We start from the raw sequence: 12,087 nt of genomic DNA on the forward strand, positions 1-12,087 counted from the left end.
GGGGCGCATTATACAGGTTGCTGGGAGACATGCAAGCACTGTTCGAAAATTAAACCATATACGACAAGGCTGTGATTTTGTGGGCAAACGAGAAAAGGCTTCGCTATTTTTAGCGAAGCCTTTCATACGTTGGAGAGTGAGTGTAATTTATTTCGCGAGGCGCTGACGAACAGCTTCAAATAAACAAACACCCGTCGCTACCGATACGTTTAAACTCGATACCGAACCAGCCATTGGAATCTTAATTAGGTCATCGCAGGTTTCACGAGTTAAACGACGCATCCCGTCACCTTCAGCCCCCATCACAATTGCCAAAGGCCCCGTCAATTTACTTTGGTAAATATCATGAGTTGCTTCACCCGCTGTACCTACGAACCAAATACCTTGCTCTTGCAATGCACGCATAGTACGAGCCAAGTTGGTTACACGGATAAGTGGTACGGTTTCTGCGGCACCACACGCAACCTTACTTACCGTTGCATTCATTGCAGCAGACTTGTCTTTGGGTACGATAACTGCCGCGACACCGGCTGCATCAGCATTGCGTAAACACGCCCCCAAGTTGTGTGGGTCGGTCACACCATCTAGAACCAGTAGCAGAGGTTGCTCATGCTGCGCAATGATGTCATCTAAATCATTTTCATTAAGTGCTTTTGCAGGTTTAACTTTAGCGATCACGCCTTGGTGATTTGCACCTTTTGCTTTGTCATCTAATGTCTTACGGTTCATTTCTTGAATCGATACACCAAGACGAGTTAGTTCATTAAGCACAGGTAATAAACGGTCATCTTGACGACCTTTTAGTACGTAAGCCTCAACAAAGCGCGCAGGGTCACGCTCAAGTACAGCTTTAACAGCGTGAATACCATAGATCAGTTCGTTACTCATTCTTTACCTATCTTTTGTTTAGCTTTGCTCTTTTTGTTACGAGCTTTATCTTTGCGCGACTTTGGCGCTTTGGTTTTATTACGTTTACGGCCTGTACCATTAGCACCCTCAGGTGCTTTGGTTGGTTCAACCAAAGGCGCTACGCCCTGCTCTGTTTTCGGCTCTCGTTTACCACGTACCGATGACTTTTTACTGCGCGCTCGTTCACGAGCCTCTTCTGCGCGTTTTTTCGCAGTTTTACCACGGCCGCGTACTTTACGACTTGTTTCGACTAATGCAAAGTCAATTTGACGATCATCGAGATTTACTGCTTGTACTTTTACTTTTACGGCATCCCCTAAACGGTAGATAGCCCCAAAAGATTCACCGATAAGTCGTTGACCAATCGGATCAAATTGGTAGTAATCGTTATCCAATGAGGAAATGTGAACCAAACCATCAATATGCAATTCTGTTAAGCGCACAAAGAAACCGAAGCCAGTCACATTGGCAATCACCCCATCGAGTACTTCACCCACATGGTCTTGCATGTATTCACATTTGAGCCAATCAGATACTTCTCGAGTCGCATCATCCGCTCGACGTTCTGTCATTGAGCATTGCTCACCATAGAAGTCCATATCATCGAATGAATAGTGGAAGCCACCGGTTGGTGTCCAGTTATCTTTCAATGTACCGCTCTCTTTCGCAATCAGGTATTTGATTGCACGATGCAATAGCAAATCGGGGTAACGACGAATAGGCGAAGTAAAGTGGGCATAGCGTTTTAATGCTAAGCCAAAGTGGCCACAATTATCTGGGTTATACACCGCTTGCTTCATTGAACGCAACAGCATGGTTTGGATGAGTTCTTTGTCTGGGCGCTCACCAACTTGCTGCATTAGCATGGCATAGTCGGTCGGTGACGGTTCGAGTCCACCAGCTAGATTCAAGCCTAGTTCACCAAGGAAATCACGAAAGCCCATCAAACGCTCTTCTCCAGGAGTTTCATGGATTCGATACAGTGCAGGCTCTTTTGCTTTTTCAACATATGAAGCGGAAGCGATATTCGCCAAAATCATACACTCTTCAATGATTTTGTGCGCATCGTTACGTACTAATGGCTCGATACGATCAATCTTACGATTGGCATTGAAGATGAATTTGGTTTCGACGGTTTCAAACTCAATGGCACCACGCACCTCACGCGCTTTTTTCAACACTCGGTACATGTTGTTCAGCTCTTCAAGGTGAGGAACGAGAGGGGCATAACGCTCACGTAGCTCTTCATCACCATTAAGCATATCGGCTACTTTGTTATAAGTAAGACGAGCATGGGAGTTCATTACCGCTTCATAGTGTTTGTAGCCTGACAACTTGCCTGTGGCGGAAATGGTCATTTCACACACCATACACAAACGGTCAACTTGTGGATTCAAAGAACACAAACCATTGGATAATACTTCTGGTAGCATTGGGACAACTTGTGATGGGAAATACACCGAGTTACCACGTACGATAGCTTCCTTATCAAGAGCAGAATTAGGACGAACATAATAGCTCACGTCTGCTATCGCGACCCAAAGGCGCCAACCGCCGCCTTTTTTCGCTTCACAGTAGACAGCATCATCAAAGTCACGCGCATCTTCACCATCGATAGTGACTAGAGGCAAAGCTCGTAAATCAATGCGACCTTTCTTCGCCTCTTCCGGTACTTCTTCACTAAAGTGCTCAACTTGCTTTTCTACTTCATTTGGCCATTCATGAGGGATTTGGTGAGTACGAATCGCGATCTGTGTTTCCATACCAGGGGCCATATTCTCACCCAATACTTCCACAATTTTACCCATCATGCCTCGGTTACGAGAACCGCGGTCGGTAATTTCAATCACAACCACATTGCCCATACGAGCTCCGCCACGCAACTCATTAGGAATAAGAATATCTTGATGAATACGAGAATCATCTGGCACAACGTACGAATAGCCTTGCTCCAAGAAAAAACGACCCACTATTTGTGTTTTTCTTTCTTCGAGAACACGAACCAATCTTCCCTCTTTTCTTCCTCTTTTGTCCGTACCGGCAGGCTGAACCAATACGTAGTCACCATGAATAATGGTGCGCATTTGGTGATGTGGCAGCAGGATGTCAGCATCTTTACCAATACTGCCTTCTGGGCGCACCCAACCAAAACCATCACGATGACCAATCACGTACCCTTTCACTAGCTCTAGCTTTTCTGGTAGCGCATAGCATTGACGACGAGTAAATACCAACTGACCATCGCGTTCCATCGCACGGAGGCGACGACGCAAACCTTCATAGTGATCTTCACCCTTAAGCTGTAATGCTTCAAACAGGTCATTACGGTTCATTGGAACATTGGCTTGTTTTAGAAAATCTAAAATAAACTCCCGACTCGGAATGGGATTTTCATAATTCTGTGATTCGCGCTCGGCAAAAGGGTCGTTGTTGATATTCTCTGACATTAAAAGGCCTAATTGTGATCATAAAGGGAAGAATCTGACTTAAGTATATCTAACTCGATAGCTAAGCTACAGCAATCAGAGGAAAAAGCTTCAAATGGCTGGTAAATCTATCGCAAAATTCTGATGTCCTACTCTAGTGTTAGTTTCCTTCATAACAACCATTGCAACTTGCCCTTGCTGCTCTATCATAGCTTTTCTTTTTACTCTTCACGCACGATAGGATATCACTATGCGCTTTTCACCAGCGGTTCTGCTCGCCGCAATGTCAGGAGTTATCGCCACCAGTTGCTGGGCCAAAACCACTGCGGATTTGGTGGTTACCAACGGATATGTACTGACAATGGATAAAGACAAAACCGTCTATCCACACGGCACTGTCGTGATCAAAGGCAATAAAATTATCGCGATTGGCGACAAACACTTAGCTGAACAATATCTAGCCAAACAAGTAATGAACGTCGAAGGTGACATCATTATGCCAGGGTTGATCAATACGCATACTCATGTCTCTATGACAGTATTTCGCTCATTGGCCGATGATGTGCCTGACCGCCTCCACCGTTATATTTTTCCACTAGAAGCCAAACTAGTATCTCGAGACATGGTTCGCATTGGCGCCAACTTAGGTAATGTGGAAATGGTTAAAGGTGGGGTGACCACTTATGCCGATATGTACTATTTTGAAGACGAAGTTGCCAAAACTGTCGATAAAATTGGTATGCGGGCAGTGCTTGGTGAAAGTGTAATTAAGTTTCCAGTCGCCGATGCAAAAAATGCCGATGAAGGCATCGACTATGCAATGAAATTTATCAACGAGTATCGTAACCATCCAAGGATTACTCCGGCTTTTGCACCACATGCTCCATACACGAACACGACTGAAACTCTGCAGAAAGTTGCTCGCCTATCGGAACAAGAAAATGTACCGGTTCTGATTCACTTGGCAGAAACCGTCCGTGAACAGCAGGTTATAGCAAAACGTGCTAATGGATTAAGTCCTGTGCAATACATGCAATCGATCGGCGCACTAAACTCACATGTTGTCGCCGCACATATGATTTTGGTGGACGACAAAGACATTGAAACCGCCAAGCAAGCTGATATCGGTGTCGCTCACAACATGAGTGCGAATATCAAAGCGGCCAAAGGTGTCTCGCCTACACTAAAAATGTATGACGACGGACTACGTATCGGCTTAGGTACGGATGGACCTATGTCCGGAAACACCCTAAGCGTCATTGATGAATTTAACCAAGTGGCTAAAGTGCATAAGCTGGTCAATCACGATCGTGCTGCAATGCCACCACTCAAAGTGGTAGACATGGCGACCATGGGCGGAGCCCGAGCACTGCATATGGAAGATAAAATCGGCTCGTTAGAAGAGGGAAAACTGGCAGATATCATTGTGGTTGATACAAAAGCACCCAATATGGTACCTATGTACAATCCTTATTCTGCCCTAGTTTATTCAGCTAACTCAGCGAATGTAAAAGACTCCATTGTCGGTGGCCAAATAATCATGAGAAACCGCGTTATATTGACCATCGATGAAGACAAAATCCGTCAAGAAGCGGTAGATTACACCCAAGTTGTTAAAGACGCAGTCATTCAATCGGGTGAAAAAGTTTTGTAATTCAAAAAAGATAAAAGCGTTCCCTTCTTAGGAGGAGCGCTTCATTTTTAACTCATCATTTGTTTTCATAACTTCTAGCATTTGTTGACGGCACCAAGTGCCTAGCTGCTTTTTCAATCACAAGATAGAATAAGAGCTCATCAACAGGATATTTTTCATGCAATTATTTTATCGTTTAGGTTGGTTCTTCCGCCGCTATTGGTACACGTACAGTTTAGCGTTACTTATGCTCTTTACCGTCGGCCTAATAAACATGGCGATTCCATGGATCATCGGTCAATCCATCGACCAGATGTTGGCCACCAAAAGCATGGAGCATGCAGAGCAATTCTTGTGGTTACTCGTTGTAGGCGCAATTGCTGTTTATTTGCTACGTTACGGCTGGCGCCGCATGCTGTTCGGTACTTCTTATCGCTTAGGCAACCAACTTCGTGAGCAGTATTACCAACGCCTAACCAAACAAGGTCAAGCCTTTTATAGCCAACACTCCACTGGCGATCTTATGGCGCGCGCTACTAACGATATCGACGCGGTGGAAACCGCTGCGGGTGAAGGTATTTTGTCTGGTTTCGATGGCATGCTGACGTTTATTCTCGTGCTAGTCATGATGTTTGTCTTTATCGATTGGCGATTAGCTGCCCTAGCACTCTTACCATTTCCCTTTATGGGCTACAGTTTCTATCGTTTATCCAGCACCATTCACCGCCAATTTAAAGATACACTCGATAAGTTCTCCACCTTAAACGATCAAACTCAGCAAGCCATGGTTGGGATGCGGATGATCAAATCGATGGGACGAGAAGCGATCGAAATACAGCAATTTAACGCAATTGCTGAACAAGCGGCCGAGAGTAATTATCATGTAAACCGCTCAGAAGCGAAGTTCGACCCCATCATTCAAATCAGTTTAGGTGCGGCCATGCTAATTACCTTGCTGGTCGGTGGTTGGCAAATACATGAAGGTATGTTGACGGTTGGACAGCTAACCAGTTTTACCCTCTATCTCTCTGAGCTGATTTGGCCAATGTTCGCCTTTGGCTGGTTGATGAATATCTTGCAACGTGGAAATGCTGCAGTCGGGCGTTTACATGAATTAATCACCCTACCCGACTCAATCCAAGATACAGGAACACAGACTCCATCAGGCTATCGTGTCGATATCAACGGGCTTAGTTTTCGCTATCCCAATACCAATCATCCGAGCTTAAAAGATATTTATCTGACGATCCCTGAACATCATGTGATAGGGATTGCTGGTGTTACTGGGGCTGGGAAAAGTACATTACTTCAACTATTAATGCGCTATTGGGAAACCGAAAAAGACTGTATTCAACTGGGTGGGCACCCAATTACTCAGTTGCGGCTAACTGAGCTGCGCGCTCAATTTGCTTATGTTCCCCAAGATTCGTTTCTATTTAGTACGTCAATTTTAGAAAACATTCGCATGGGGAAATCGCACGCAAGTGATGAAGAAGTGTATCAAGCGGCACGATTAGCCGCCATTCATGATGACATTCTGCAATTCCCTGAAGGGTATCAAACCCTTGTTGGTGAGCGTGGTGTAACGCTATCAGGAGGTCAGCGCCAACGTGTTGCTATCGCGCGCGCACTGATCAGTGAAGCCCCTATTTTGATTTTGGATGACGCACTTTCCGCTGTCGATGTGCAGACAGAGAAAACTATATTGCAACATTTACGTGAACGTCGCTCACAAACGGTACTTATTGTTAGCCATCGCCTATCAGCGATTGAACATGCGGATCAAATCATAGTGCTGTCCCACGGAACCATTAGTGAACAAGGCACTCATCAACAACTGATTCAACAAGATGGTTGGTACTCGAGAATGGCCGCCTATCAACAAATGGAACAAGCGCTGGAAGAGAACAATCATGAGTAATTCCCCTACACCTGAAAATAAAGTGGGCAACGCAGGCACCTTTAAGATGCTAATGGGCTATGTCTTTTCCGATCGTCCCCGTTTAATCAAAGCATTACTGCTCGTGGTATTTGCTACTGCTCTTGACGTGATTGGTCCGATGTTGGGGAAAGTGTTCATTGATCGCTTCATCATGCCCGACCATTACCCGCTTTGGCCGATCGTCGGCATAGTGGTGCTCTATGCAACCGCAACGTTGCTCGGCACTTACTTGAAGTACCAACAGACAATGAAATTTGTCGATATAGCGTTAAATGCGGTATTGGATATACGTGAACGCATCTTTGCACACGTTTTACGCTTGCCGATGGCTTTCTTTGATTATGCGCGTACCGGTCAACTCGTTAGCCGAATCACTAACGATACCGAATCGATCAAAGACATTTATGTGCAGTTTTTATCAAAAGTCCTCTCAAGCATCATCATGCTGATCGGGATCCTTACCGCAATGGCGATCTTAGATGTGCATTTAATGTTGATCGCCTTAGCGTTAATCCCAGCTATTGTCATCATGATCTATTTCTATCAACGCCTTAGTGGCCAAATCGTCGCCGACAGTCGTCAATTCCGTTCCGATATAAACGCAACGATCAGTGAATCAATTGGCGGTATGGCGGTTATCCAAGCCACGAATCAACAACAGGAAAAATTAGCACAATTTGACACCATCAATGGGGGCTACTACAAAACCCGCTTACAAACCATTACCATCGGGTCATTCCTATTACGCCCAGCCATCAACTTACTCAGCATATTAGTTCTTGCTGGTGTAGTCTGGTTTTTTGGCTTAAAAGTGGTAAACGGTTATACCGAAATCGGTGTGCTGTATGCCTATCTTAACTATTTAGGTCGCTTCACTGAACCTTTAGTCGAAATTACCCAGCGCTTTAGCCTTTATCAGCAAGCAATTGTGGCCGGCGATCGTGTTTTTGAACTATTTCAAGAACCGACAATGGCATCCGATCATGGCACTCAAAACCTTATCGAACATGGGCATCTCTCGTTGCAGCAGGTCAATTTTCACTACCAAGAAGACAAGCCCATTCTACAAAACATCAATGTCGATATTGCTGCTGGTAAGTTTTTCGCGGTAGTCGGACATACAGGGAGCGGTAAAAGTACCTTGTTGAGCCTACTACTTAATTTCTATCAACCACAATCAGGCTCAATTACCATCGACGGACATAAGCTCGATGAATATCACCATGATGCTCTGCGCCAAGGGGTTGGCTTCATTCCACAAGAACCGTTTATTCTGGCTTCAACCCTGTTTGATAATATCGATATGGGCCGTGGTTTATGCCTAGAAGCCATACAAAATGCAGCACGTAAAGCGCATTTGCATGACGTCATCATGGAAATGAGCGAAGGGTATCAAACCCAATTAGGGGAAGGCGGATTACGTCTTTCAACGGGTCAAAGACAACAATTAATCATCGCTCGCGCTTTAGCTGGCTCACCGAAAATCTTGCTGTTAGATGAAGCCACCGCGAATGTGGATAGTGAAACGGAACAAGTCGTACAAAAGGCACTCAGTCAGTTACAGGGGCAAGTCACCATGATTGTGGTCGCGCACCGCCTATCAACCATTCGCCAAGCTGACCAAATATTAGTGTTGGATAAAGGGAAGTTGATTGAACAAGATAATCATGAGCAGTTGATGGGGATAGAGCATGGTCGCTATAAAGCGATGTATCTATTGCAACAACAAGAACAAAAAGTCGCTCAGGCTGAGCAATCGTAGTAAGCTAAAATGAGGCAAAACAGTAGGTAGCTAAATGGTCTTTAGCTGCCTACCAGTAAGTTTCTTTGCGTTTAGCTCGGGCAATAATGTTTTCCGGCATACGCTGCGCCAACCCTTCACGCAGTAAGGCAATACGCCTATGTTGACGCTGATCCGCGGTCACTGAGTTGTACAGCCAACGATAAGCATCTTCATAATCTAATGGGCTGCCATAATCTCGTAGCAATAGCTCCGCCAGTTGAATACGTGCATTAAGATCGCCCATACCTGCTGCTTCACGCAAATAAGGAATTGCACGCTCTCGATCTTGTTGCACAAAAGTACCATGAGCATAATAAGAACCGATGCGCTCTAATGCTGTAGGAAGCCCTTGATGAGCGGCGCTTTCAATATAGTAAAGTCCCAGCTCCACATCCTGATTAACGCATACTCCCCAAGTCAACATATCACCGTACAAGAACTCATAAGAAGGCAAATTGATACGAGTCGCACGCGCAACGATATCTTCCACTAACTGGCATTTATCCGCTTTAACGCGTTCCAAATGTTTGTTTTGCTCAATCAGTTTTATGAGCTCAGATTCGCTGTAAATCGGCACTGGCTCTCCGACATCCGACACTTCTTCTGCCTTAACAACAGATACGGATGCATGAAGAATCAATAACAGCGATGCTGCGATAGTTCGTAGCTTCATTGCTGTACTCTTATCTAATACTTAGCCTTCATTTTCTAGCATGCAGTGGCACGCTGGCTAAACTTGATCTTTGTATCGACCATTATGCCTATCTCTTTAGCCAAAAGTTGCCGAAGAGCGGCAAATCTTTGCCTCCAGATCACACTAAAATGCCCACAGAGGACCAACAGAACGGTTCAAATATGCAACTAAACACGATAAAACCAAGGTGGCATAACCATGCTATCGGCGAGTGTTTGTCTAGCAAGTATAGATGAAAAAAAAGCCAGCAAGTATGCTGGCTTTTTTCAAGATAGACTCAATTAAGCTTCAAATGGGTGAACCTTAATAATGGTCTCACGACGGTCAGGACCAGTAGAAATGATGTCTACAGGAACGCCTGTCAATTCTTCAATACGTTTGATGTAATCAAGAGCAGCTTGTGGAAGCGCATCAATTGATTTCGCACCGAAAGTAGTTTCCGACCAACCTGGCAGAGTTTCAAAAATCGGAGTAATACCTTCGTAAGCGTCAGCAGCAAGAGGAGAAACTTCAAGTACAGTACCATCAGGTAGTTGGTAACCAGTACAGATTTTCACTTCTTTTAAGCCATCAAGAACGTCAAGTTTAGTTAGGCAGAAGCCAGTTACTGAGTTGATTTGCACAGCGCGACGAAGAGCCACAGCATCGAACCAACCACAACGGCGTTTACGACCTGTTGTTGCGCCAAATTCCGCACCTTTAATACCTAGGTGTTCACCGTTCTCATCGAACAGTTCAGTAGGGAATGGGCCTGCACCAACACGTGTACAGTAAGCTTTCACGATACCGCAAATGTAGCCGAGGTGACGAGGACCGAAGCCTGAACCTGCAGCAACACCACCAGCAGTTGTGTTAGAAGAAGTTACGTATGGGTAAGTACCATGGTCGATGTCTAGAAGTGTACCTTGAGCACCTTCAAACATGATTTTGTCACCACGTTTGCGCGCTGCGTCTAGTTCGTCTGTTACGTCGATAACCATAGAAGTTAATAGCTCAGCGTAGCCTTTAGCTTGCTCAAGCACTTCTTCGTAACTTACTGGTTCTACTTTGTAGAAGTGTTCTAGTTGGAAGTTATGGAATTCCATCACTTCTTTCAACTTAACAGCGAACTCTTCTAGGTTAGCCAAATCGCCAACACGTAGACCACGACGAGCTACTTTATCTTCGTAGGCAGGACCGATACCACGACCAGTAGTACCAATTGCTTTCTTACCACGTGCCGCTTCACGAGCCTGATCAAGAGCTACGTGATATGGCAGAATTAGCGGACATGCTTCAGAAACAACTAGGTTTTGACGAACAGGAACACCACGAGACTCAAGTTCAGTCATTTCACGAATCAACGCATCGGGAGACAGTACAACACCGTTACCGATAATGCATTTTACGTTTTTGTGAAGGATACCTGATGGAATTAGGTGTAGGACAGTTTTCTCACCGTCGATGACAAGTGTGTGACCTGCGTTGTGACCGCCTTGATAGCGAACCACGTATTTTGCATCTTCTGTAAGAAGATCAACAATTTTTCCTTTGCCTTCGTCACCCCATTGAGTGCCGAGGACGACTACGTTATTTCCCATTTTTCCAGTCTGATTGCTAGTTAAAAATGGATTCTAGCACTGATCGATTTTCGATGCAGTTATTTTTTAAGCAAGAAAAAATTATAAGATCAGTGCTATTGATACTTTTTAGTTATTTGAGCAAGTTCTTACTCATCTGCGTAGATTTTGACGCTTAGTTTACCATCGCAATCGATTGCGGCACGATACATTCCCGAACTGTTCATCGCGAAATGGATCTCACCACGCCCATCAAGCGCGATCAAACCACCTTCACCACCGATCGTTTTTAGATCGCCTTGGATGATCGTTTCACATGCGGTATGGACATCTTCTTTGAGATATTTCATGCGCGCCGCCACATCTGCAGCCACGGTTTTACGGATGAAATATTCTCCCATCCCCGTGCAAGAAACCGCCACATTACCATTCTCAGCAATCGTACCTGCACCAATGATCGGTGAATCACCAATACGGCCAAATTTCTTATTGGTTACACCGCCAGTACTGGTCGCTGCGGCCAAGTTACCTTGTTGGTCTAACGCGACAGCACCCACGGTGCCATGTTTACGATCATCTGGGTATTTTGCTTCAGAGAGAGCAAAGCCATTTTTCTCTTTCATCGCCTGCAATTGCTCATAACGACGTTCAGTGAAAAAGTAATCTTGCTCGGTGAAATCAAAACCGCGTGAGAATCCAAACTCTTCAGCGCCTTCTCCCATCAAAAATACATGATCGCTGTGTAGCATGACATCTCTTGCCAGCTCTATCGGATTACGAATATGACGCACGCCAGCAATCGCACCAGCGTTGCTATCACGACCATCCATCACCGAAGCATCCATCTCAACCATTTCTTTATTGGTTAGAACCGACCCTTTACCCGCATTAAACAGAGGAGAATCTTCCATCACTTTCACCGCAGCAACAACAGCATCTAGCGCTGTCCCACCTTGAGCCAAAATTTGATGACCTGCTTTGACGGATTTCTCTAAATCACTAAGGATGGCGACTTTGAGCTCTTCGCTCATTTTTTCACGCAGGATAGTTCCCGCGCCACCATGGATGGCGATGGAGAATGGTTGCGACATAGTAACTCCCAGTATTATTGTGTTTTGTTTAAGCAGTTTGTCGAAAATTT

At 45.0% G+C, this 12,087-nt stretch carries 8 protein-coding genes; 3 read left to right on the forward strand and 5 right to left on the reverse strand.

All coding sequences use genetic code 11. The features are described from left to right. Nucleotides 1–147: 147 nt before the first annotated feature. Nucleotides 148–888, reverse strand: coding sequence for a 23S rRNA (guanosine(2251)-2'-O)-methyltransferase RlmB (rlmB, locus tag JCM16456_RS13880; RefSeq protein ID WP_068715318.1), 741 nt, complete (start codon nucleotides 886–888; stop codon nucleotides 148–150). Next, nucleotides 885–3,356, reverse strand: coding sequence for a ribonuclease R (gene rnr, locus JCM16456_RS13885; protein ID WP_068715320.1), 2,472 nt, complete (start codon nucleotides 3,354–3,356; stop codon nucleotides 885–887). The genes rlmB and rnr overlap by 4 nt, the downstream gene beginning before the upstream one ends. A gap of 262 nt (nucleotides 3,357–3,618) precedes the next feature. Between rnr and JCM16456_RS13890 the strand changes: the two genes are divergently transcribed. The 3 genes from JCM16456_RS13890 to JCM16456_RS13900 all read left to right on the forward strand — a co-directional run bounded on the left by JCM16456_RS13890 (nucleotide 3,619) and on the right by JCM16456_RS13900 (nucleotide 8,672). Next, nucleotides 3,619–4,989, forward strand: coding sequence for an amidohydrolase (locus tag JCM16456_RS13890; protein ID WP_408068383.1), 1,371 nt, complete (start codon nucleotides 3,619–3,621; stop codon nucleotides 4,987–4,989). A 157-nt stretch (nucleotides 4,990–5,146) separates the two neighbouring features. Next, nucleotides 5,147–6,889: an ABC transporter ATP-binding protein gene (locus JCM16456_RS13895; protein WP_068715325.1), complete on the forward strand. Its 1,743-nt coding sequence runs from the start codon at nucleotides 5,147–5,149 to the stop codon at nucleotides 6,887–6,889. Further along, the gene (locus JCM16456_RS13900; protein ID WP_068715327.1) at nucleotides 6,882–8,672 is read left to right on the forward strand and encodes an ABC transporter ATP-binding protein; all 1,791 of its coding nucleotides are present in this window, start codon (nucleotides 6,882–6,884) and stop codon (nucleotides 8,670–8,672) included. The genes JCM16456_RS13895 and JCM16456_RS13900 overlap by 8 nt, the downstream gene beginning before the upstream one ends. A 49-nt stretch (nucleotides 8,673–8,721) precedes the next feature. Here JCM16456_RS13900 and motX read toward each other — a convergent pair whose 3' ends face one another. From motX to JCM16456_RS13915, 3 genes are all read right to left on the reverse strand, one after another. Then, the gene (gene motX, locus JCM16456_RS13905; protein ID WP_068715329.1) at nucleotides 8,722–9,366 is read right to left on the reverse strand and encodes a flagellar protein MotX; all 645 of its coding nucleotides are present in this window, start codon (nucleotides 9,364–9,366) and stop codon (nucleotides 8,722–8,724) included. 302 nt (nucleotides 9,367–9,668) lie between these two features. Beyond that, nucleotides 9,669–10,967, reverse strand: coding sequence for an adenylosuccinate synthase (locus JCM16456_RS13910; protein ID WP_068715331.1), 1,299 nt, complete (start codon nucleotides 10,965–10,967; stop codon nucleotides 9,669–9,671). A 128-nt stretch (nucleotides 10,968–11,095) separates the two neighbouring features. Next, complete coding sequence (locus tag JCM16456_RS13915) at nucleotides 11,096–12,037, reverse strand: isoaspartyl peptidase/L-asparaginase family protein (RefSeq protein WP_068715333.1); 942 nt, start codon at nucleotides 12,035–12,037, stop codon at nucleotides 11,096–11,098. Nucleotides 12,038–12,087: the final 50 nt, after the last annotated feature.

Origin of the sequence: Vibrio tritonius (assembly GCF_001547935.1) — a bacterium.
Taxonomy (GTDB): domain Bacteria; phylum Pseudomonadota; class Gammaproteobacteria; order Enterobacterales; family Vibrionaceae; genus Vibrio; species Vibrio tritonius.

Excerpts from the sequence above, each read along its gene's own strand:
- rlmB (WP_068715318.1), bottom strand. The coding sequence starts at position 888 with ATGAGTAACGAACTGATCTATGGTATTCACGCTGTTAAAGCTGTACTT.
- rnr (WP_068715320.1), bottom strand. The coding sequence starts at position 3,356 with ATGTCAGAGAATATCAACAACGACCCTTTTGCCGAGCGCGAATCACAG.
- JCM16456_RS13890 (WP_408068383.1), top strand. The coding sequence starts at position 3,619 with ATGTCAGGAGTTATCGCCACCAGTTGCTGGGCCAAAACCACTGCGGAT.
- JCM16456_RS13895 (WP_068715325.1), top strand. The coding sequence starts at position 5,147 with ATGCAATTATTTTATCGTTTAGGTTGGTTCTTCCGCCGCTATTGGTAC.
- JCM16456_RS13900 (WP_068715327.1), top strand. The coding sequence starts at position 6,882 with ATGAGTAATTCCCCTACACCTGAAAATAAAGTGGGCAACGCAGGCACC.
- motX (WP_068715329.1), bottom strand. The coding sequence starts at position 9,366 with ATGAAGCTACGAACTATCGCAGCATCGCTGTTATTGATTCTTCATGCA.
- JCM16456_RS13910 (WP_068715331.1), bottom strand. The coding sequence starts at position 10,967 with ATGGGAAATAACGTAGTCGTCCTCGGCACTCAATGGGGTGACGAAGGC.
- JCM16456_RS13915 (WP_068715333.1), bottom strand. The coding sequence starts at position 12,037 with ATGTCGCAACCATTCTCCATCGCCATCCATGGTGGCGCGGGAACTATC.